Raw genomic sequence first — 20,832 nt, 5'->3', positions numbered from 1 at the left:
CAGGTTCAGACTCAGTCCGTTACAGTGCAGATTCAATAACCAGAATGGAAGATACTCAGATGGAATTTCCACAGGAATCCAGTGCAGAAGCACAACAAGAGCAACAGCCACAGCGCCACTTTACCGCCTATTTCGACCTGCTGCCCGGCATCACCCGTCAGTTTAGCGAAACCATGGCCAGCAACCGTCAGGCGAAAAACAACAGCGCAGTTGTCGAACCGTTACGCATCAGCTCAGAAGACGATGCCGGCAGTATTGCCGGCTCTGCCGCTCTGTGTGACGGTATGATGTGTACCGACAAAGCCGCCTGACTCTGTTATCGCACAGGCCCTACCAGCCAGTGTGCAATACGGTTGCCGGCTAACAAGGCCAGCACAAAGATCAGCACACCCGGCTCAAATGCGAGCAGGTTCACCAGCGCCGGTCCCGGACAAAGACCAACCAGGCCCCAGCCAATACCAAACAGCAGCGCTCCGGCCAGCAGACGCAAATCAATACGTGTCAGCTTAGGCTCATGAAAAGCCGTGGCGCAGAACGGCGTTTTACGGCGTTTACTGAAATAGAAAAACAGCGCAAACACCGGAATGGCCGATCCCATAACCGCAATCAGCGATGGGTCCCAGGCAGCAAAAACATCGAGAAAGGCCCTCACTTTCGCCGGGTTATTCATTCCGGAAATCAGCAGCCCCAGCCCAAAAATCAGACCACTGGCCAGAGCCACCAGCGGGCCCAGCAGGCGTGCGTTCATAAAATACCTCCGGCCAGATTCATAACCGCAACAGTAGCCACACCCGCAACCATAAAAGTGACGGTGGCCACCGCAGAACGCAGCGATAACCGCCCCATACCGCACACACCATGACCACTGGTACAGCCATTGCCGATATAAGTGCCGAATCCGACCAGCAGACCAGCACTGCCCAGCAACAGCGTATTATTGGTGACGACGATAGCCGCGCTGTAACCCAGAGCCAGATATAAAGGGTAAGCCAGCACCAGTCCGGCCAGAAACCAGAGTGCCCAGTAGCGCTGCTTTTCGCGCAGCAAAAACAGACTGGATAACACCCCGGTCATACCACTGATACGGCCAATGCCCAGCCACAACAGACTTGCCGCCAGACCAATCAGCGTGCCGCCGATCAGCTCCGGAATAAATTCGTTCATAGAAGAGATACCTGAATAAAACCGTGGGGTATTCTAATCCATGTGCGGGATTACGTCTGCCGGCGCGTCTGCTGGCGCTTCCGCGCGCAGCAAGCTGATATTCACCACCAAGGTCGCTGGTGCCGCCCATTCTGTAATTTGCGGGAATTACCTATACTGTGAACATTATTTTCAGTAGTCCGGAGTTTCCATGTCTGATGTTTTAGCCGCAGGCCAGCAGGGTATCCCTCTTACCATTCTTGAAAGCAGCGATTTTCCGCGCTGGCTCGAACAACAGGCTGACAGCGTTAAAGCCTGGCTGGATGCCTGCGGCTACAGCGGCAAGGGAGCACAGTTATTACCGGCAGCCAATGGCTCCCTGCAAAGCGCGCTCTTTGTCTGCGATAACCTCGACGATATGTTCGCCTGTGGCGAGCTGGCCAACCTGCTGCCCGCAGCGGATTACGTGATCGACAATATCAGCGATACCGATCAGTTAATCAGCATTGCCTTTGCCTGGGGCGCTGGCGCCTACCGGTTTGAGCGCTATGTCAAACCGGGTAAGCCACAGGCGCGTTTATTACTGGCCGACAGCGGCGCACTGGCGTACGCCCAGCAGCTGGTCAGCGCAACCCGTCATGTCCGTGATCTGGTCAATACTCCTGCCGCCGATATGATGCCGCAGCATCTGGCAGCTACTCTGGAAAATCTGGCGCAGGAGTTTGGCGCACAGTTTTCTCAGATTGTCGGCGATGATCTGCTGAGCGAAAATTATCCGATGATTCATGCGGTCGGGCGCGCCAGTGCCCATGCTCCACGTCTGCTTGATCTGCGCTGGGGCGATGAAAAACATCCGCTGGTCACTCTGGTGGGTAAAGGTGTGTGCTTTGACAGCGGCGGTCTGGATTTAAAACCTGCCGATGCCATGCGCACCATGAAGAAAGATATGGGCGGCGCTGCCCATGTGGTTGGCCTTGCTTACCTGATTATGGCGCAACAGCTGCCGGTGCGTTTACGCGTGCTGGTTCCGGCGGTTGAAAATGCTGTCAGCGCTGACAGTTTCCGTCCCGGTGATGTGCTGAATACGCGCAAAGGCTCAACCGTTGAAATTGACAACACCGATGCCGAAGGCCGTCTGGTGCTGTGCGATGCATTAACCGAAGCGGTCAGTGAGTCACCGGATCTGGTCATCGATTTCGCCACACTCACCGGCGCCTGCCGGGTGGCGCTGGGTACTGAATTGCCGGGTTTCTTTACCAATCAGATGCAGCTGGCTTCTGATTTAATGCAGGTCGGTCAGCGCATTACCGATCCGGTCTGGCACCTGCCCCTGCATCAGGCTTACCGCGATTCACTGAAAAGCGATATCGCCGATCTGGTGAACTCTGTACCCGGACCCTTTGGTGGTGCGATTACCGCCGCGCTGTATCTGGAGCATTTTGTTGATAACACGCCCTGGGTGCATTTTGACGTAATGGCCTGGAACCGCCGTAAATTACCGGGCCGTCCGGTGGGTGGTGAAGCCATGGGTATGCGTGCCGTTTTCGCATATCTGCAGAACCGTTATGCAGCGCAATAAGCGCTGCTGTTTTTTTAACATTACTTAATGCCGGGCGATCACTATGGTTCTGAGCACCGCTGAAGTGATGTACTGGTCAACCATGTTTGCTTCGATTCTGTCAGCCTCCGCCGGTGTGCTGGATGCGCGCAGCAAACAGTTTGATCTGTTCGGTATTATGATTATCGCGTTTTGTGCCGCCCTCGGTGGTGGCACCCTGCGCGATACCCTGCTCGACCGCACCGTATTCTGGGTAGCGGATTCCAGCTATCTGATTTTTACCTGGTTTGGTGCTCTGGCCACTTTTTTTCTGGCGCGCTGGATTAAATTGTCCGGCCGCTGGTTTGTACTGCCGGATGCTGCGGCATTAGGTTTATATACCGTAGCCGGCACTCAGGCTGCCCTGGGCGTTGGTGCCGATATGCTGGTCGCTTCGTTTATGGGTGTTATTACCGGTGTTGCCGGTGGGATTCTGCGGGACATACTGCTCAATCAGGACCCGCTGGTATTTCAGGGGCAGTGGTATGCGACCGCCGCCTGGAGCGGCTCCCTGCTGTATATTTTGCTGATTCATAACGATATAAATATCGGCGCCGCTGCCCTGGTTGCCGGTATTTTTATTTTTCTGCTGCGCCTCAGCGCCATCCGCTGGAATCTGGTTTTGCCACGCTATAAAGAGAAATAACGTCCGCACAGTACCCTGTAAATTCAAAGGAATGAACATGACCCCCACTCTGACACACACCCTGTTGCTGCTAACCAGCCTGTCCATTGGCACAGCGTACGCAGCACCAGCATTACCGCTGGCCGATGGTCAGTATGTATTTCAGCAACGCTACGCCGAGCACCCGCAGATGCAGGGCATCAATCTGGATACCGAAATAAAACAGGGAAGGATCTCTCTGACCAACAACGACAGTGACGGCGTATTTCCGTTGGGATTAATTGATGAGGGAGAGCTGTACTGGCATGCCCGCTCCGGTCATTGGATTATTATCTATGAACCGAAGGATAAAGAGGCAAAGGATGTTGGCGGTTGCAGCGATGGTCCGGCGGTCGTTGATCTGGAGAATAAAATTTACTGGACCTGCTGATTGCAGAATCAGGGCCGGTGAAGAAACCGGCCCGGACGATTATTCGCCGACGCTCGCAATAATATCGGCATAATGAGCCGAGAAATCGTTAAAGGTATCGCTGTTATGGCTGCAGCAACGGATGCCACCACTTTTAATGTCATACACCCAGCCGTGAATATGTACTTTCTGTGTCGACAGCTTGGCGGCCACCACCGGATGGGTGCGTAAATGCTGCACCTGCTGCAAAACGTTCTCTTCAATGGCTTCGTTCAGGTGCTCATGACCCAGACACATATCCGATGGAATACCATTGCGTTCGCGCACGATTTCCATTGCAGAGCGGCAATGACCTAACCACTCTTTAACGTGCGGCAGACCTTTCAGTTTGGTCATATCCAGCGCGCCTTTAATCGCACCACAATCGGTATGTCCGCACACAATAATATGGCGTACGCCTAAAACCGCGACGGCATACTCAATAGATGCGGTCATGCCACCGGTTTCGTTAGAGTGTGGGGGAATAATATTACCGGCATTACGGCAGATAAAGAGATCACCAGGGGCTGAGCCGGTAACCATATTCGGATCGATACGGGAGTCCGAACAGGTAATAAAGAGTACGTCCGGATTCTGGCCATCGTCAGCCAGCGTGCCGAACAGGTCTTTCTGTTGCGGATACACATTCTGTTTAAAATTCAGTACACCACGTATCAGTTTTTCCACTGCAATCTCCCCTTATCAACGGCGCTAAGAATACGGTATTCCCTCCGTAAGAAACATGATTTTCTCAGCGGACTGTTGTGCCGCTGACGACACAACAATCCTCCCCGGTATCAACCGATTTCGATTAATACCTCACCCGGCGTTACCCGGTCCCCTTTGCTCACATAAACCGCCTGTACGGTACCGGCGATATTGGCGTGAACTTCGGTTTCCATTTTCATCGCTTCGGCAATCAACACCGACTGGCCGGCTTCGACTTTATCACCTTCTTTCACCAGCACATCGACGATATTGCCCGGCATTGCTGCGGTAACATGACCCGGTTGTGTGGCACGTTTACGGCCATGATTGCTGCTGCCTTCGGCGACGTATTCGTTCAGCGATTCAAAAATTACTTCTTCCGGCATACCGTCCAGCGACAGGTACAGCTTGCGTTTACCGACACCGGAGTCGCCGACACCGGTAATAGCTACTTCATAGCTTTCGCCGTGTACGTCGATACGGAATTCAGTTGCCATCGCTTCGCCCATACGGCCTTTGCCTTTCTGGTCCGGTGGCAGCAGTTCTTCCGGTTTCAGGGTGCCATCGGCACGCTGCTGCAGAAATTCACGGCCCAGATCCGGGAACATGGCAAAAGTCAGAACATCTTCTTCGCTTTGTGCCAGAGCACCAATGTCATCACGCAGCTTATTCATTTCCGGGCTTAATAAATCCGCCGGACGACCGTCGTTAACGCTCTCATTACCAATGGCTTTTTTCTGCAATTCAGCATTCACCGGCGCCGGTGCTGCACCATAGCCACCCTGCAGGTAACGCTTAACTTCGTTGGTGATGGTTTTATAACGCTGACCCGCCAACACGTTATATACCGCCTGGGTGCCAACAATCTGTGAGGTTGGGGTTACCAGCGGAGGAAAACCAAGGTCTTCACGTACCCGTGGAATTTCGGCAAACACCTCACGGATTTTATCCAGCGCGTTCTGTTCTTTCAGCTGATTCGCCAGGTTGGACATCATGCCGCCCGGCACCTGATTAATCTGCACGGAAACATCTTCGCGGGTAAATTCACTTTCAAACTGGTGGTATTTTTTCCGCACTTCGCGGAAGTAATCGGCAATTTCACCCAGTAATTCCAGATCCAGACCGGTGTCGTAGCCTGTGCCTTTTAACGCAGCAACCTGCGACTCGGTCGCCGGATGACTGGTACCTGAGGCAAAGGAAGAAATCGCAGTATCGATACGGTCAGCACCGGCTTCTATCGCTTTCAGCTGACACAGCGGCGCCAGACCTGCCGTTGAATGACTGTGAATAACCAGCGGTAAATCCACTTCGGCTTTAATCGCTTTTACCAGCTCATAAGTGCCGTATGGTGTGAGCAGACCCGCCATATCTTTAATGGCAATAGAGTCGGCGCCCATGGCCTGCATCGCTTTGGCCTGTTCAACAAAGAGCGCTGGCGTATGCACCGGACTGGTGGTGTAGCAGATGGTGCCCTGCGCATGTTTACCGGCTTTTTTAACCGCTTTCATTGCGGTTTCGATGTTACGCAGATCGTTCAGCGCATCGAATACACGGAATACATCAATGCCGTTATCCGCCGCTTTCTGCACAAAGGCTTCCACCACATCATCGGCGTAATGGCGATAACCGAGCAGGTTCTGACCACGCAGCAGCATTTGCAGGCGGGTATTGGGCAGCGCTTTTTTCAGCTGACGCAGACGCTCCCACGGGTCTTCTTTAAGGAAACGCACACAGGCATCAAAGGTGGCGCCGCCCCAGACTTCCAGCGACCAGTAGCCGACTTTATCCAGCTTATCGCAGATCGGCAGCATGTCTTCGGTGCGCATACGGGTCGCAATCAGCGACTGGTGTGCATCACGCAGAACCACATCGGTGACTTCAATCTTTTTCACGTTACTCATCATTCATTCCTCCTGCGGATTACCAGCCGGCGTGTGCGGCAATGGCTGCGGCAATGGCCAGCGCAACTTCGCTGGGGTGACGTTTTTCTGAATAATTCAATAATTCCGGATGGGTCGGCACAAAGCTGGTGTCGAATTCCGCCCGTTTAAAATCGGCGTTACTGAGAATCTGCTGGTAATAGTGCGCAGTGGTTTTAATACCGTGCAGACGCATGTCATCCAGCGCGCGCTGCCCACGGGCAATCACTTCTTCCCAGGTCAGCGCCCAGACCACCAGTTTTAAACACATGGAGTCGTAATACGGCGGAATTTCATAGCCGGTATAAATTGCTGTATCGACCCGTACACCCGGCCCACCCGGCGCGTAATAGTGAGAGATACGGCCAAAGCTTGGCAGGAAATCGTTTTTCGGGTCTTCGGCATTAATACGGAACTGCAGGGCAAAACCGCGGTAGGCAATATCTTCCTGGCGATAACTGAGCGGCAGGCCAGCGGCAATGCGCAGCTGCTCACGCACAATATCCACCCCGGTAATCTGCTCGGTAATGGTGTGCTCGACCTGCACCCGGGTATTCATTTCCATGAAGTACACTTCATTGCCGGTCAGCAGGAATTCGACCGTACCGGCATTTTCATAACCGACGGCTGCGGCCGCTTTCACCGCCAGCCCACCAATGTACTGACGCTGTTCCGGCGTTAATTGCGGGCTTGGCGCAATCTCGATCAGCTTCTGGTTACGGCGCTGAATAGAGCAGTCACGCTCATACAGATGCACCACATTGCCCTGACTGTCGGCCAGAATCTGCACTTCGATATGACGCGGGTTTACGATGCACTTTTCCATAAACACATCGGCCGAACCGAAGGCTTTGGTGGCTTCAGAAATAACCCGCGGGTACTGGGATTTTAATTCGTCGGCAGAATCACAACGGCGGATACCGCGACCACCACCACCGGAAGTGGCTTTCAGCATCACCGGATAACCAATCTCGGCGGCCAGTTTCAGCGCCTCATCCAGATCGGCCAGATTACCGTCGGAACCCGGAGTAATAGGTACGCCAGCAGCGCGCATGGAATCACGGGCCTGGGTTTTATCGCCCATCTTGTGGATAACATCCGACTTCGGCCCGATAAAGATTACCCCTTTCTGTTCACACAGGCGGGCGAACTCAGCGTTCTCTGACAAAAAGCCGTAGCCCGGATGAATAGCATCGCAGCCGGTTTCCAATGCCAGATTCACAATGCGCAGCGGATCGAGATAACCGGCCAGCGGATCTTCACCCAGCATATAAGCTTCGTCCGCACGCTTAACATGCAGCGCATAGCGGTCCGGTTCGGTATAGATAGCCACCGAGCGGATGCCCATCTCGGCGCAGGCGCGCACGATACGGACGGCAATCTCGCCGCGGTTAGCAATAAGAACTTTCTTCAGCATGGGGAACTCCTCGTTCGTAGTCCCTGAGTGAAAGGGTCAGATCAGCTTAGACAACACCAGACCAAAGCAAAAATTGATATTTTTTACTCAACCTATAAGGTATTACTTATAGATAAAGACCAGCGAGCAACATAACATGCCACTCAGCGTACAAAAATTAGCCAGCCGACTGACTTTTCGCCAGTTGCAGGTATTCCACGCCGTATATGAGCTGGAAAGTTACAGTAAGGCGGGCGAGCTGCTCGGCCTGACCCAGCCGGCGGTCAGCAGCCAGATGCGCCAGCTGGAGCAGGCGCTGGAAATGCCCTTATTCGAATACGTCGGTCGCCGTTTATTTGTGACGGCGGCCGGAGAGAAGCTTGCCCGGAGCGTGGATGGTATTTTCGGTGAACTGCGCCGGCTGCAGACCGATCTGGCCGAGCTGGACGGTAAAGTGGCTGGTGAGCTGAAACTGGTGGCGGTGAATACGGCGCAATATGTTGTGCCATATCTGCTGCGCGCTTTCCTTAATCTTTACCCACAGATCAACGTCAGCGTCAGCGTGGTGAACCGCGCCGCGGCGATTCAGCGCCTGAACGATAACCGTGACGATCTGGTGATTATGGGCATGGTGCCAAGCGAGAAACCGCTGGCATCACTGCCGTTTCTGAATAATGAGCTGGTACCGGTGGTGCCGGCCGGACATCCGCTGTTACTGCAGGAAGCGGTCAGCCCGCAGGACTTCCTCGACAGCAACCTGCTGATGCGCGAGGCGGGTTCCGGCAGCCGCCTGGCGCTGGAAGTACACTGCCAGCAACAACGCCTGCGGGTGAAACCCAGCATGGAAATCGGCTCGAACGACGCCGTTAAACACGCCGTGATTGCCGGCCTTGGCGTAGCCGTGCTGCCTAAGCTCAGCATCCGGCCTGAACTGCAGCTGGGGACGCTGCGGGTGTTGGATGTTCCGGGCTTCCCACTGCGCCGCAGCTGGTGTGTGGTGTATCCGCAGGCCAAACATCCGACCCCGGCCATGAAGGCTTTTATTGATTATATTCAGCAGAATATTAAACAGTTCGAGCAGGTATTTTTACGTAACCCACAGTTGAAGTCCTGACCAAAAAAAACGACACCCGCAGGTGTCGTTTTTTATATCAGCCTGCGATTAAGCGGCTTTTTTCAGCTTTTTCTTCAGCACTTTCAGTTTGCTTTCCTGCTTGGAGATCTTGGCCTTACGCGCTTTGATCTCTTTTTTCAGGCTGACGACTTTCTTGGATACTTTCTTAGACATAACAAATTCCTTCTTTATTCCGATGGGTGCATTAAGCACTATGACTCTTCAGTCTGCTGATTTTTCCGGATAAAACCGCGGATAAATCGCCGGATTTCACGGGCTGCACTGGTGTCCAGCTCTTCGCACAGAGCAAGAAACTGCTCCCGCTCTTCGCCATTAATACGGATAAGCAGCTGTGCATCATTCTTTACAGCTTTGGCCTTTTTACTGCGGCCAGTTTTGGCTGAAGCCTTTGCCTTATCCACGACGCCTGAAACCCAATAAGATGAAGAGAACTTAATGATATACATTGTATATCATTATGCAATACATTAATTACTCTGCAGATGACTCCGCTCTGGACTTTGGCTGAAACTGTTTACGATAAGCCGCAGGCGATAAACCCACCCGCTGACGGAAAAGACGGCGGAATGAATTACTGTCTTCATAACCGACCGCCAGCGTAATGCTGTCAATAGTCATGCGGGTCGACTCAATCAGCTGCTTGGCTTTTTCTATGCGCAGCGCCTGCAGATAAGCCAGCGGCGCCTGCCCCGTCGCCTCTTTAAAACGCCGCTTAAAGTTACGCACACCAAAGCCGAAACGGCTGGCCAGTTCATCGATGACCAGGGCTCCGGCAAAGTGTTCATCCAGCCAGTTCTGTACCTTCAGAATATCCTGATCAGTGTGATTTTTCGGCGCGGCCCATAAGGCATAGGGGCTTTGTACGCTGCGGACATTATCAATCAGTAAATAACGGCTGCAGGTTTGTGCCAGCTCTAATGAAGCAAAACGGCGTATAAGGTGCAGCAGCAGATCCAGCACCGCCGTCGCTCCGCCACTGCTGATCAGCTGGCCGTCTTCACATAACATTTGCTGCTCATCCAGCCGGACCTGCGGGAAGCTGCGCCGGAACAGCCCGGCGAAAGCCCAGTGAGTGGTCACCCGCATACCATCGGCAAGACCGCTTTCGGCCACTAAAAACGTTGCATTACACATGGTGGCAATCGTCGCGCCTTGCCGGTAGCGCTCCGTCAGCCACGCCCGGTAGCGGCCAAACTCCGGCATCGCCTGCTGCAAACTGAAGAGAAAGCCCGGAATCACAATCAGATCGGTCTGGCGGATATCGGCAATCCCGCAGTCCGCCATCAGCTGCTGACCGGCTGAGGCCGTAACCGGCAAGCCATCAAGCGACACCTGGCTCAGCTCAAACAGCGGCTTCTCCTGACCGGAAAATAAGTTGGCGGCATAAAATATCTCCTGCGCCATAGTCGCACTGGCCGCAGAGCATTGATCAGCCAACAGCAAAGTAACGTGCATAATGCCTCGATTGCAGATTTCGCGTGAAACAAGTCATTTATGCATATACAACGCCGCCCCCGCAAGCCTTAGAGTGGCCGCCTGTTTAAGCAGTCAGGAAAATAAAGATGAATCTCTGGTTTCGATTGTTACTTATGCTGCTGCGCCGCCCGTGGCGCAAGCCGGTCGACGGCCTGGACACCACGGTGGTGAAAATGCGCGTATGGCCACTGGATCTGGATTTTAACCGCCATGTAACCAATGGCCGTTACTTCACCATGGCCGATGTCGGGCGTATGGATTACGTATTACGCAGCGGCGCCTACAAAGTGGCTCTGCGCCATAAAGCGTTTCCGGTTGTGGGTGATGTCTGGGGGAAATTCCGCCGTGAGCTGCGGCTGTTTGAAGCCTTTGAAATCCACAGCCGTATGCTCGGCTGGGATGATAAATGGGTCTTTGTTGAACACCGTTTTATGCGCAAAGAACGGGTTATTGGCGTGGTGATAATGCGTGGCCTGTTCCGTTCGGCAAAAGGGCTGGTCGATCCGCAGGAGTTTATCGCCGAAATGAATCTTGCTCCGCAATCACCACCGCTGCCAGACTGGCTCAGCGCATGGTCAGAAAGTTGCGACGGTATGAGTTCCCAGCTGCGCGACGAAGAGCTCTGCTGAACAATCTGGCCGGATTACCGGCCAGTCAGCGTTTCCGGCAGCATCAGGAATCTGCCTGCTGCTGCTCAAAGTTCAGCACAATAAATTCAGCAGGACGAACCAGTGCTACTTTTACATTAACCCGCAGCCAGCCATTCAGAATATCGTCACTGGTCATGCTACTCCCCAGCCCGACCGCAACATTAAACGCATCACTGGCAGACGAGCCCTGCAGACCACCTTCTTTCCAGATACTGGTGAGAAAATTCTCAATCATGGCTTTTACAGCATTCCAGGTGCTGGCATCGTTGGCAGCAAAAATATAATTTTTCATGCCCTCCTGAATTGAACGCTCAAGAAAAATTGCAGTGCGCCGCACCGGAATATAACGCCAGTCCTGACTGTTACCATCCAGCGTGCGGGCGCCCCAGACAAGAATGCCCTGGCCATTAAAAAAACGGATGGCGTTAATGGATTTGCCGAAAGCTGCATCAATATTCAGCTCAGCCTGTTGATGATCTGATAAGCGGATAGGTAACGCAGCTGCGCCAACGATGCTGACATTAGCTGGTGCACGCCATACGCCCTCGTTACTATCATTAATCACATAAATGCCAGCCATCGCCGCACTGACCGGCAAAATATTGACCTCGGTATTCAGTCTTTGCTGCAAGCTGTTATAACGCTTACTGGCATTCCGTAATGCCATATCGTGCTGCCGGATCTGCGTTACAGATGGCTCTGCTAAGGCTGCGATATCCGCCAGAATGCGGCTGACTGCCGATGTACCATCAGACTCTGCATGAAGGAACTCCGCCAGTTGATGCAGATTACCGCCAAACAAATTGGTGTAATTCAGCTCGTTACTTCCCACCATCGTGGTGCCGATAAACGGATAATAGCAGGCAGCATTTTTCAGCTCGTTACTGCCCGTGCTTTCGCGAAAATTCCGGATATCTTCGCTGTATAACACCGGGTCAGGATTGCGCCCGCCAATGACATCGAACAGACAGAACGGATACTCCAGCTGTTCAGCCTGCAACAGCATGGCCTGCATCAGTGTTGCATTTTCTGCCACCGACAGCAGTGTTGCGTCCGGACACAGGTACAGCGTCGGCTCTGATTCTTCTGCCAGATAATGCAGGCCACGCAAAAGGTCGGCGAGCAGAATATTCGGATTAATAATCGCTGCCTGCGCACTGCTTAAGGGGTTTCCGCTCGGCTTACCGTAATTTCCGACCGATACAACATAAGCACTGCCACCCCCGTTTTCAAAAAACAGCCGCATACTGTTACACAGGTAATACACCGTTGCCGGATCGGGCAGAAGGTCGTAATTATCATCTCCGCCCTGTGGGTAATACTGTACCGGCTGGAGTACGGCCGCATGCATAAAGCGCGAGACAAATTCTTCGTAAGATTGTACAAGCACCGCTTTATTCAGCAGTGACTGACCGTTTAATTGTGCCGCAGGCGTATAACCGATAAACGCAGGAATAGCGGTTGCACTGGGCACAACCGAATCAGGAAAGGTGTTTATCTCATTGATATAAACACCCGGGGTTTTGACTGTTGTGGTCATAGTGGCTCCGTGCGCTGCTGTCTGTCCGTGAATGACTGAGCATGCCTGAACCAGCCAGAGGGTCAAGGAAAGTTCCCGCGCTCTGGCATACCTGAATGTTAACGGAGTTAGTCCACAGCGTTCAGCAGGCTTTCTAACTTGCTGACGGTGTTCCAGTTTCTGGCGGTTACAGGAACCCCAAGAACTTTTTCCACACCTGCCGCCAGTTTTGAACGGCCAATACCTTCTGGCGCATACAGATAAAATACGCCGTCAGCCAACTGAAAAGATTCCGATGCCTTACTCAGAGCCTGAAGGCGTTCTGAGTCTACGGTCTTTGGCTGTGCAGCCAGAAAGAAGAAGTGCAGCACTTTGCCATCATCCACCGGATAAGGGTTGGCCGCGATAACTGCTTGTAACTCAGCTGCACTCAGCAACAGAACGTCCACCTCAAATCCATGCTGAGCAGCAATCAGACTGCGCAGCCGCGTACTGTCTGCCGCCACAGGTTGTGCAGCGCTCTGAAAAACAACATTACCGCTCTGAATATAGGTTTTAACCTGCTGATAACCGGCCTGTTCAAACACGGTGACCAGATCTTTCATCGGCAGAATATTTTTACCGCCGACATTAATGCCGCGTAATAACGCAATACAAGAGATCATCTGCATCCATTCCTGTTAATAATCCAACACTCCGCCTGACAATAGCGGACTTTGATGCGATTAAAAACAAAAACGGCCCGGAAGCAATCATTGCTACCGGGCCGCGGGCTGCTTGTCTGTTCCCAACAAGCATTCAGGGTGCTGAATTTTTAAATTATGCGGTCGCTCAGTTGCGGATTAAGTAATCGAAGGAACCCAGTGCAGCGGTTGCACCTGCGCCCATCGAAATAATAATCTGCTTGTACGCCACGTTGGTGCAGTCACCGGCGGCGAATACGCCCGGTACATTCGTCTGGCCATGGCCGTCGATAATAATCTCGCCACGCTCAGTCAGCTCGACCGTTCCTTTCAGGAATTCGGTATTCGGCACCAGACCAATCTGTACGAAAATACCCGCCAGTTCGATCACATGGCTTTCGCCGGTATTACGGTCCTGGTATTTAATCGCCGTTACCCGCTCACCATCGCCAATCACTTCAGTGGTCATCGCCATTTTAATAATGTCGATATTGGCAGTGGCTTCGGCTTTTTTCACCAGCACCGCATCGGCACGCAGTACATCGGAAAATTCCAGTACGGTGACGTGCTCAACAAGTCCGGCCAGATCAATAGCGGCTTCAATACCGGAGTTACCACCACCGATCACCGCAACACGCTTACCTTTAAATAACGGGCCATCACAGTGCGGGCAGAAGCATACGCCTTTGGCTTTGTATTCCTGCTCGCCGGGTACGTTCATTTCTCTCCAGCGCGCACCGGTCGCGAGAATCACCGACTTACCCGCCAGTACCGCACCGTTGGCCAGTTCGACTTCGGTTAAACCAGAATCGGTTTTGCGTACCGCAACGGCTTTCTGGGTTTTCATCACATCCACGTCGTATTCTTTAACGTGTTCTTCCAGATGCGCAACCAGCTTCGGACCTTCGGTGTAAGGCACAGAAATAAAGTTTTCGATGCCAACGGTATCAGATACCTGACCGCCAAAACGCTCGGCCACCAGACCAGTACGAATACCTTTGCGCGCCGCATAAATGGCAGCTGAAGCACCCGCCGGACCACCGCCCACCACCAGCACATCAAACGGATCTTTATCGGCCATTGCCGCCGCGGCTTTGGCATCGGCGTCGTCATCCACTTTATTGAGGATTTCCGCCAGCGTCATTTTACCGTTGGCCAGCACTTCACCATTCAGGTACAGCGAAGGGACCGCCATAATATTGCGTTCTTTCACTTCGTCCGGAAATACGCCGCCGTCGATCATAGTGGCGGTAACGTTCGGATTCAGCGCGGCCATTAAATTCACCGCCTGTACAACATCAGGACAGTTGTGGCACGACAACGATACATAGACTTCAAAATTCAGGGTGCGCGTCAGGGATTTTGCCTGATCCTGCAATGCCTGATCTTCTTTCGACGGGTGACTGCCCGCCTGTAATAAAGCCAGCACCAGCGAGGTAAACTCGTGGCCCATTGGCACACCGGCAAAGGCCACACGGGCTTCGCTGCCCACTTTGGCAACGGTCATTACCGGAGAACGGCCACCGATTTTTTCGTTGGTCACCGTCAGGGAAATCTGATCATTCAGTTCTGCGATTTCACGCGCCAGGGTTTCCAGTTCTTTGGATTTTGGCGAATCATTAACAGACACCTGCAGTTCAATCGGATTACGCAGATTGTTCAGGTAGGTGCCTAATTGTTGTTTCATATTTGCATCAAGCATGGAAATACCGTCCGATTGAAGATTTTTAAAACGGCTCCGGAAAACCGGAGCCGGGTATTGCAATTACTTCAGGTTATTTGGCGAGGCCTGTGGAATTTACTGCAGGCTGGCCGAAGCGTTGACTCACCCGAAGCATTTGGCAAAGCCGGAGAGATGAAGCGCAAGGTGTTTTCGCGCGAGGACCCGAGACATACCACATAGGTAGGCGAAGGGCCGAGCAAGAAAACAACGTCGCGATTCGCTCTCCGGGAAAGCCAAATCAGATCTTGCCGACCAGATCCAGGGAAGGAGCCAGCGTCGCTTCACCTTCTTTCCACTTAGCCGGGCACACTTCACCTGGGTGAGCGGCAACGTACTGAGCAGCTTTCACTTTACGCATCAAGTCGTCTGCATCACGGCCGATACCTTCAGCGGTGATTTCCATGGCCTGAATAACGCCCTGTGGATCAACCAGGAAAGTAGCGCGGTCTGCCAGGCCCTGGCCTTCACGCATTACACCGAAGTTGTTGGTGATGGTGCCGGTCTGGTCGCCAACCATGTAGTAGTTGATCTTACCGATGGTTTCAGAGCTGTCGTGCCATGCTTTGTGACAGAAGTGAGTGTCGGTAGACACAGAGAATACTTCTACGCCCAGCTTCTGCAGTTCTTCGTATTTGTCAGCCAGGTCGCCCAGTTCGGTCGGGCACACGAAAGTGAAGTCGGCTGGGTAGAAGAAGAATACTGCCCACTTGCCTTTAACATCAGCTTCAGTGATTTCTACGAACTCGCCCTGTTTAAAAGCGGTTGCTGCAAATGGTTTGATTTCAGTGTTGATCATGTGGTCTTGCTCCATAGGTTTGTGTTGGGAACAGGACCTATAGTAGGGACATGCTTCTGATTAGTTAAATTGATCTTTTCAAAGAAGGCTATTAGGTATAGCTATTGAACAGTTTGACTAGGGGCCTGTTGACACTAAGTGAATCGGGCCTGCTGAGAGCCAGTTTTTCTCAGAACAAGGAGAGAGGAGTGATATTAGCGGGCTAAATGAATGACGAGCGACGATGTTATTGGGGAAAACTGGCCTCAGCCCGAAGGGTTATGGCTAAAAATCCCTCACCCTGCGTTGCTGTTCGTTCGCTTAACCCGTTAGGCCACACTCTCAGCGCCTTGTCTGAGGAATTTTTATCCGATAACAGGCCTGTTTAATTAGTGTCAACAGGCCCTAGCAGTCCGGAGGATAAGTGCTCTGCCCTGGGTTACAGGGCAGAGTCTGAGCCTTGTCAGCGCTGGGCCGGAGCCGTACCCGCCAGTTGCGGCGGTAAAGAATCGACATGCAGCGTGCGGGTCGGGAAGGCGCAGTCGCCACCCTTCTCGTGGATGATATTCAGTACTTTCAGCAGTACATCCTGCTTGATCTCGTGGAACCTTACCCAGTCAGTGGTTTTGGTGAAGGTGTAGATAAAGAAATCCAGACTGGATTCACCAAAGCTGTTGAAGTTCACGATCATGGTCTGGTTATTATCAATTTCCGCATGTTCGCGCAGCATGGCACGAACGCCTTCCATAATTGCCGGCAGATGACGCGAATCCTGATAGCGGATACCAATGGTTTCGTAGATACGGCGGTTGGTCATGCGCGATGGGGTTTCCACCGAGATATTGGTGAACACCGAGTTCGGTACATACAGCGGACGCTTATCAAAGGTGCGGATACGGGTCACACGGAAGCCGATATGCTCTACCGTTCCTTCGATGCTGCGGTCCGGCGAACGCACCCAGTCACCGACTTTGAACGGGCGGTCGAGATAAATAATCAGCGAGCCAAAGAAATTGGCCAGCAGATCTTTGGCGGCCATACCGACAATCAGACCACCGACACCACCAAAGGCGAGGATGCCGGAAATGGATATGCCCAACAGCTGAAAAATCGGCAGAATAATCAGAATGGTAACGCTGAGTTTGGCCACTTTACCCACCAGCTGTACCGTGGTCGGATCGATGCCATTCACAATCTGCCGTTCTTCCACGCGGTTAATCAGACGCCACAGCGCCCAGGCGGTGAGAATAATCAGCGCCAGCTGACGCACCACCGGAATGCTGGAAATAATTTCAGAAGAAAAATGACCGGCGGTGATGTCGGCAATCCAGGTCGCACCAATGGCAAAAATAATCCAGCTGATGGGGACGCCAATGGCCTCCAGCACAATATCGTCCCAGCGGTTCTTGGTCGCCAGCGCCAGCTTAACCAGACGCTTGCGGGTAAAGCGCCATGCCGCACCGGCAATCAGCGTGATACTCAGGGCAATGCTGACATCCCAGAACCAGTCATAATTCTGTGAAATTAATTCGTTCCACCACTCCACGCAGAAGACTCCATTTATTCAGAAGGGAATTTTGCGCAGACAGGCAACGGCGGTTACCTGCCCGCAAACAGGTACTCAGCTCAACTGACGCTGACGCACCGCTTCAAACAGACAAATGCCGGTAGCCACCGACACGTTAACCGAGCTGACTTCGCCGGCCATCGGAATATTCACCAGATAATCGCAATGTTCACGGGTAAGGCGACGCATACCCGCACCTTCAGCGCCCATAACCAGAGCCGTTGGCCCGGTAAAATCCTGCTGATAAATGCTGTGCGTTGCTTCACCGGCGGTGCCGACAATCCAGATACCGCGCTCCTGCAGTTCTTTCATGGTGCGAGCCAGATTGGTGACCTGAATATAAGGCACGGCTTCGGCTGCGCCACAGGCCACCTTGGCGGCTGTTGCATTTAACGGTGCGGATTTATCTTTCGGCGCAATCACCACCTGCACACCGGCGGCGTCTGCCGTACGCAGACAGGCACCCAGATTATGCGGATCGGTAACACCGTCCAGAATCAGAATCAGCGCATTGCCACTGATACCATCGAGAATATCCGGCAGGTGTTTCTCGTTTTTATTCTGCACCGGCTTACGCCAGGCAATAATGCCCTGGTGATTACCTTCATCGGCTTTCTGATTCATCAGGCCTTTATCGGCCTCACGGATATCCAGCCCCTGTTCGGCAGCCAGTTCCAGCACGCGCTGCATACGCTGGTCCTGACGGCCTTTCATCACCCACAGCTCCACCACCTGATCCGGACTGCGCTGCAATAAGGTGGTAACGGCATGCAAACCGTAAACGGCTTCTAACTTCATTGATTAATTAACCTGTTTTCTTTCCGGCCTTTTTGGCCGGTTTTTTCTTTGCGGTCTTTTTCTTTACCGCTTTTTTGCTTTCGGTTTTCTTTTTGGCGTTCAGCTTTTGCCGTTTGCTCGGCTTGGGCTTTTTCTTTTTGCTTTTAGTGCCGTCAGAATCGTCAGCAGCAAAGGTTTTAGCGCCCTTGTCAGCCGTACGCTTAACACCGGCATTTTTAACGCCGCTTTTATTAGCGCCGCTTTTATTACCGCCACTTCTGGCACCATCTCCAGATTCTGTCGAGGGTGCCCGTGCTTTTTTTTGGCGGCTTGGCTCCAGCGTTTCTTCGGTTACTTTGCCATCGGCCTGTTTATTACGGCGACGCGGTAAACGCGCAGGCGTTGGCAAGTCGCTGGCTTTACTGCGTCTGGCGTTAACCGGCGCAGTGGTCAGTTCGAAATCGACTTTGCGCTCGTCGAGGTTCACGTTCATGACCCTTACCCAGAGCTTATCGCCAAGGCGGAAACTGCGGCGCGTGCGCTCACCGACCAGACGATGTTTCACGGCATCAAAGTGGTAGTAATCGTTTGCCAGGCCACTGATATGCACCAGACCTTCGACATAGACGTCTTTTAATTCAACGAATAAGCCAAAGCCGGTAACCGCGGTAATAACCCCTTCGAATTCTTCACCGATACGGTCGCTGATAAATTCGCACTTGAGGAAATCGACCACGTCACGGGTAGCATCATCGGCACGGCGCTCGGTCATCGAACAATGCTCACCCATTACCACCATCGCTGCGGTGTCGTATGGGTAAATGGTTTTCTGTGCCAGTGGCTTGGCACCGTCGGCACGTTTTACGTGTTTGCATTCGCGTTCGCTGCGGATCACGCTGCGCAGACCACGGTGCACCAGCAGATCGGGGTAACGGCGGATTGGCGAAGTAAAGTGGGTATAAGCTTTATAAGCCAGACCAAAGTGGCCTTCGTTATCCGGCTTGTAAACGGCCTGACTGAGCGAGCGCAGCAACACGGTCTGGATTAAATGTGAATCCGGACGGTCGCCAATCTGGCTCAGCAATGCCTGATAATCTTTCGGCGACGGGTCCTGACCATGCGGCATGGATAAACCGACTTCGGCGAGGAAAGATTTCAGGTTCTCGAGTTTTTCTGCGCTCGGACCGTTATGCACACGATACAGTGCCGGCACGTCATAACGCTGGAAGAAGTCGGCAGCACAGACGTTGGCCGCCAGCATGCATTCTTCAATCAGCATATGGGCCGCGTTACGTTCGGTCGGTACGATTTCCTGAATTTTACGCTCAGCATCGAACACGATACGGGTTTCGACCGAATCGAAATCCATCGCACCGCGCTCTTCACGTTTGGCGCGCAGGGTTTTATACAGGACGTAGAGATTTTCCAGATGCGGCACAACGTCTTTGTAATGTTCACGCCAGGCATCGCCGTCGTCACCACGTTCCGGCTGCAGCATTTTCCAGACCTTGTTATAGGTCAGGCGCGCATGGGAGTGGATAACACCTTCCATAAACTGATAACCGGAAATATTCCCGGCTTTGGAGATGGTCATTTCACATACCATCACCAGACGATCTACTTCCGGGTTCAGCGAGCATAAACCGTTGGACAGTTTTTCCGGCAGCATCGGTACCACAAACTCAGGGAAATACACCGAGTTACCACGACCGTGAGCTTCAACATCCAGTGCCGAACCTGCCTGTACGTAATGGGATACATCGGCAATGGCAACGTATAAACGCCAGCCACCGGTTTTGCGGTTAGGTTCGCAGTAGACGGCATCGTCGAAGTCTTTGGCGTCTTCACCGTCGATGGTGACAAAAGGCAGCTGACGCAGGTCGATGCGGTTGTGTTTGTCTTTATCTTTGACCTGTTCCGGCAGTTTTTTGGCTTCTACCAGCACTGCGTCCGGCCATTCGTGCGGGATATTATGACTGCGGATGGCAACATCAATTTCCATCCCCGGTGCCAGATGATCACCCAGCACTTCGACCACTTCACCCATAGGTAAGCCGCCGGGCTTGGGCTGCTCAACAATCTGCACCACCACAAACTGACCATGCTCAGCGCCTTTGCGGCCAACCGGCGGAATCAGGATTTCCTGCGCCACGCGTTTGTTATCCGGCTGTACGACGCCGACACCGGACTGATCGAAGTAACGGCCGACAATCTGCTGGGTATTACGCTCCAGCACTTCGACAATTTTGCCTTCCGGGCGGCCACGGCGATCGAGACCAAGAATCTGTACCGCAACGCGGTCACCGTGAAAGACTTTGCTCATCTGGCGGTTAGACAGGTACACATCATCAGCACCGTCACGCAGCACAAAGCCGTAACCATCGCGATGACCCATCACCACACCGGTAACCAGATCGACTTTGCGCAGCGGTGCAAACTGGCTGCGACGGTTGCTGATCAGCTGGCCATCACGCGACATCGCAATCAGGCGGCGACGCAGAGCTTCTACGCGGTCTTCATCGGTTTCACCCAGTGCTTCGCAGACTTCCGCGTGGGTAGCCGGGTGGCCCAGTTGCTCCAGCAATGCCAACAGGGCATCACGGCTGGCAACCGGGTTTTCATATTTTTGCGCTTCGGCCTCGGCATTTGGGTCATGGAACGGGGCTTTTGGTGCGTTGGAATCCGTCAATG

At 53.1% G+C, this 20,832-nt stretch carries 21 protein-coding genes; 6 read left to right on the top strand and 15 right to left on the bottom strand.

The window, feature by feature from the left end; genetic code table 11:
- Positions 1-59: 59 nt before the first annotated feature.
- Positions 60-311 (top strand): hypothetical protein, encoded by a 252-nt coding sequence (locus tag HUF18_RS12685; RefSeq protein WP_145470883.1) that lies wholly within the window; start codon positions 60-62, stop codon positions 309-311.
- A 5-nt stretch (positions 312-316) separates the two neighbouring features.
- On the opposite strand, the gene HUF18_RS12680 is transcribed toward HUF18_RS12685, so the two are convergent.
- Together HUF18_RS12680 and HUF18_RS12675 are read right to left on the bottom strand one after the other, a co-directional pair.
- Complete coding sequence (locus tag HUF18_RS12680; protein ID WP_222428620.1) at positions 317-748, bottom strand: DUF6691 family protein; 432 nt, start codon at positions 746-748, stop codon at positions 317-319.
- A complete protein-coding gene (locus HUF18_RS12675; protein ID WP_145470881.1) occupies positions 745-1,164 on the bottom strand; it encodes a YeeE/YedE family protein in 420 nt (139 codons plus the stop codon). Before HUF18_RS12675 ends, HUF18_RS12680 begins: the two co-directional genes overlap by 4 nt.
- 190 nt (positions 1,165-1,354) lie before the next feature.
- Here HUF18_RS12675 and HUF18_RS12670 point away from each other — a divergent pair, with 190 nt between their 5' ends.
- Genes HUF18_RS12670 through HUF18_RS12660 form a run of 3 tightly spaced genes read left to right on the top strand, consistent with a single transcriptional unit; the run spans position 1,355 to position 3,795 of the window.
- Entirely contained in the window at positions 1,355-2,722 is a 1,368-nt protein-coding gene (locus HUF18_RS12670; RefSeq protein ID WP_225692450.1) for a leucyl aminopeptidase family protein, read from the top strand.
- Positions 2,723-2,765: 43 nt separating this feature from the next.
- Positions 2,766-3,386: a trimeric intracellular cation channel family protein gene (locus HUF18_RS12665; protein WP_145470877.1), complete on the top strand. Its 621-nt coding sequence runs from the start codon at positions 2,766-2,768 to the stop codon at positions 3,384-3,386.
- A gap of 37 nt (positions 3,387-3,423) precedes the next feature.
- Positions 3,424-3,795, top strand: a complete 372-nt coding sequence (locus tag HUF18_RS12660; protein ID WP_225692449.1) for a hypothetical protein — start codon at positions 3,424-3,426, stop codon at positions 3,793-3,795.
- Between the two features lie 39 nt (positions 3,796-3,834).
- Here HUF18_RS12660 and HUF18_RS12655 read toward each other — a convergent pair whose 3' ends face one another.
- The 3 genes from HUF18_RS12655 to HUF18_RS12645 all read right to left on the bottom strand — a co-directional run bounded on the left by HUF18_RS12655 (position 3,835) and on the right by HUF18_RS12645 (position 7,857).
- Positions 3,835-4,500 carry a carbonic anhydrase gene (locus HUF18_RS12655; protein ID WP_145470874.1) on the bottom strand — a complete coding sequence of 222 codons (666 nt, stop codon included), beginning with the start codon at positions 4,498-4,500 and terminating at the stop codon, positions 3,835-3,837.
- Between the two features lie 110 nt (positions 4,501-4,610).
- The gene (gene oadA / locus HUF18_RS12650; RefSeq protein WP_145470951.1) at positions 4,611-6,422 is read right to left on the bottom strand and encodes a sodium-extruding oxaloacetate decarboxylase subunit alpha; all 1,812 of its coding nucleotides are present in this window, start codon (positions 6,420-6,422) and stop codon (positions 4,611-4,613) included.
- A gap of 19 nt (positions 6,423-6,441) precedes the next feature.
- Positions 6,442-7,857: an acetyl-CoA carboxylase biotin carboxylase subunit gene (locus HUF18_RS12645; RefSeq protein WP_225692448.1), complete on the bottom strand. Its 1,416-nt coding sequence runs from the start codon at positions 7,855-7,857 to the stop codon at positions 6,442-6,444.
- Between the two features lie 136 nt (positions 7,858-7,993).
- On the opposite strand from HUF18_RS12645, the gene HUF18_RS12640 reads away from it, so the two are divergent.
- Entirely contained in the window at positions 7,994-8,950 is a 957-nt protein-coding gene (locus HUF18_RS12640; RefSeq protein ID WP_225692447.1) for a LysR family transcriptional regulator, read from the top strand.
- 48 nt (positions 8,951-8,998) lie between these two features.
- Here HUF18_RS12640 and HUF18_RS19640 read toward each other — a convergent pair whose 3' ends face one another.
- The 3 genes from HUF18_RS19640 to HUF18_RS12630 all read right to left on the bottom strand — a co-directional run bounded on the left by HUF18_RS19640 (position 8,999) and on the right by HUF18_RS12630 (position 10,426).
- Complete coding sequence (locus HUF18_RS19640; protein ID WP_255606124.1) at positions 8,999-9,124, bottom strand: hypothetical protein; 126 nt, start codon at positions 9,122-9,124, stop codon at positions 8,999-9,001.
- A gap of 38 nt (positions 9,125-9,162) precedes the next feature.
- Positions 9,163-9,372: a hypothetical protein gene (locus HUF18_RS12635; protein WP_145470949.1), complete on the bottom strand. Its 210-nt coding sequence runs from the start codon at positions 9,370-9,372 to the stop codon at positions 9,163-9,165.
- A gap of 70 nt (positions 9,373-9,442) precedes the next feature.
- Positions 9,443-10,426, bottom strand: coding sequence for a GlxA family transcriptional regulator (locus HUF18_RS12630; protein WP_225692446.1), 984 nt, complete (start codon positions 10,424-10,426; stop codon positions 9,443-9,445).
- 107 nt (positions 10,427-10,533) lie between these two features.
- Between HUF18_RS12630 and HUF18_RS12625 the strand changes: the two genes are divergently transcribed.
- Entirely contained in the window at positions 10,534-11,076 is a 543-nt protein-coding gene (locus HUF18_RS12625; protein WP_225692445.1) for an acyl-CoA thioesterase, read from the top strand.
- A 43-nt stretch (positions 11,077-11,119) separates the two neighbouring features.
- Here HUF18_RS12625 and HUF18_RS12620 read toward each other — a convergent pair whose 3' ends face one another.
- The 7 genes from HUF18_RS12620 to rnr form a co-directional block, all read right to left on the bottom strand.
- A complete protein-coding gene (locus HUF18_RS12620) occupies positions 11,120-12,637 on the bottom strand; it encodes a phage tail sheath family protein (RefSeq protein ID WP_225692444.1) in 1,518 nt (505 codons plus the stop codon).
- Between the two features lie 107 nt (positions 12,638-12,744).
- Positions 12,745-13,281 carry a DUF1697 domain-containing protein gene (locus tag HUF18_RS12615; protein ID WP_225692443.1) on the bottom strand — a complete coding sequence of 179 codons (537 nt, stop codon included), beginning with the start codon at positions 13,279-13,281 and terminating at the stop codon, positions 12,745-12,747.
- Between the two features lie 166 nt (positions 13,282-13,447).
- Entirely contained in the window at positions 13,448-15,001 is a 1,554-nt protein-coding gene (ahpF, locus tag HUF18_RS12610) for an alkyl hydroperoxide reductase subunit F (RefSeq protein ID WP_225692442.1), read from the bottom strand.
- Between the two features lie 259 nt (positions 15,002-15,260).
- Complete coding sequence (gene ahpC, locus HUF18_RS12605; protein WP_145470856.1) at positions 15,261-15,818, bottom strand: alkyl hydroperoxide reductase subunit C; 558 nt, start codon at positions 15,816-15,818, stop codon at positions 15,261-15,263.
- A gap of 442 nt (positions 15,819-16,260) precedes the next feature.
- Positions 16,261-17,343, bottom strand: coding sequence for a mechanosensitive ion channel family protein (locus HUF18_RS19790; RefSeq protein WP_225692441.1), 1,083 nt, complete (start codon positions 17,341-17,343; stop codon positions 16,261-16,263).
- Positions 17,344-17,418: 75 nt separating this feature from the next.
- A complete protein-coding gene (gene rlmB, locus HUF18_RS12595) occupies positions 17,419-18,162 on the bottom strand; it encodes a 23S rRNA (guanosine(2251)-2'-O)-methyltransferase RlmB (protein ID WP_225692440.1) in 744 nt (247 codons plus the stop codon).
- A gap of 7 nt (positions 18,163-18,169) precedes the next feature.
- Positions 18,170-20,830, bottom strand: a complete 2,661-nt coding sequence (gene rnr / locus HUF18_RS12590; protein WP_225692439.1) for a ribonuclease R — start codon at positions 20,828-20,830, stop codon at positions 18,170-18,172.
- Positions 20,831-20,832: the final 2 nt, after the last annotated feature.

The organism is Thalassolituus sp. ST750PaO-4 (assembly GCF_020320405.1).
Taxonomy (GTDB): domain Bacteria; phylum Pseudomonadota; class Gammaproteobacteria; order Pseudomonadales; family Oceanobacteraceae; genus Venatoribacter; species Venatoribacter alkanivorans.
This window is presented reverse-complemented; position numbering and strand designations above follow the sequence as displayed.

Coding starts and splice junctions, on each gene's coding strand:
- HUF18_RS12685 (WP_145470883.1), top strand. CDS start 60: ATGGAATTTCCACAGGAATCCAGTGCAGAAGCACAACAAGAGCAACAG.
- HUF18_RS12680 (WP_222428620.1), bottom strand. CDS start 748: ATGAACGCACGCCTGCTGGGCCCGCTGGTGGCTCTGGCCAGTGGTCTG.
- HUF18_RS12675 (WP_145470881.1), bottom strand. CDS start 1,164: ATGAACGAATTTATTCCGGAGCTGATCGGCGGCACGCTGATTGGTCTG.
- HUF18_RS12670 (WP_225692450.1), top strand. CDS start 1,355: ATGTCTGATGTTTTAGCCGCAGGCCAGCAGGGTATCCCTCTTACCATT.
- HUF18_RS12665 (WP_145470877.1), top strand. CDS start 2,766: ATGGTTCTGAGCACCGCTGAAGTGATGTACTGGTCAACCATGTTTGCT.
- HUF18_RS12660 (WP_225692449.1), top strand. CDS start 3,424: ATGACCCCCACTCTGACACACACCCTGTTGCTGCTAACCAGCCTGTCC.
- oadA (WP_145470951.1), bottom strand. CDS start 6,422: ATGAGTAACGTGAAAAAGATTGAAGTCACCGATGTGGTTCTGCGTGAT.
- HUF18_RS12645 (WP_225692448.1), bottom strand. CDS start 7,857: ATGCTGAAGAAAGTTCTTATTGCTAACCGCGGCGAGATTGCCGTCCGT.
- HUF18_RS12640 (WP_225692447.1), top strand. CDS start 7,994: ATGCCACTCAGCGTACAAAAATTAGCCAGCCGACTGACTTTTCGCCAG.
- HUF18_RS19640 (WP_255606124.1), bottom strand. CDS start 9,124: ATGTCTAAGAAAGTATCCAAGAAAGTCGTCAGCCTGAAAAAAGAGATC.
- HUF18_RS12630 (WP_225692446.1), bottom strand. CDS start 10,426: ATGCACGTTACTTTGCTGTTGGCTGATCAATGCTCTGCGGCCAGTGCG.
- HUF18_RS12625 (WP_225692445.1), top strand. CDS start 10,534: ATGAATCTCTGGTTTCGATTGTTACTTATGCTGCTGCGCCGCCCGTGG.
- HUF18_RS12620 (WP_225692444.1), bottom strand. CDS start 12,637: ATGACCACAACAGTCAAAACCCCGGGTGTTTATATCAATGAGATAAAC.
- HUF18_RS12615 (WP_225692443.1), bottom strand. CDS start 13,281: ATGATCTCTTGTATTGCGTTATTACGCGGCATTAATGTCGGCGGTAAA.
- ahpF (WP_225692442.1), bottom strand. CDS start 15,001: ATGCTTGATGCAAATATGAAACAACAATTAGGCACCTACCTGAACAAT.
- ahpC (WP_145470856.1), bottom strand. CDS start 15,818: ATGATCAACACTGAAATCAAACCATTTGCAGCAACCGCTTTTAAACAG.
- rlmB (WP_225692440.1), bottom strand. CDS start 18,162: ATGAAGTTAGAAGCCGTTTACGGTTTGCATGCCGTTACCACCTTATTG.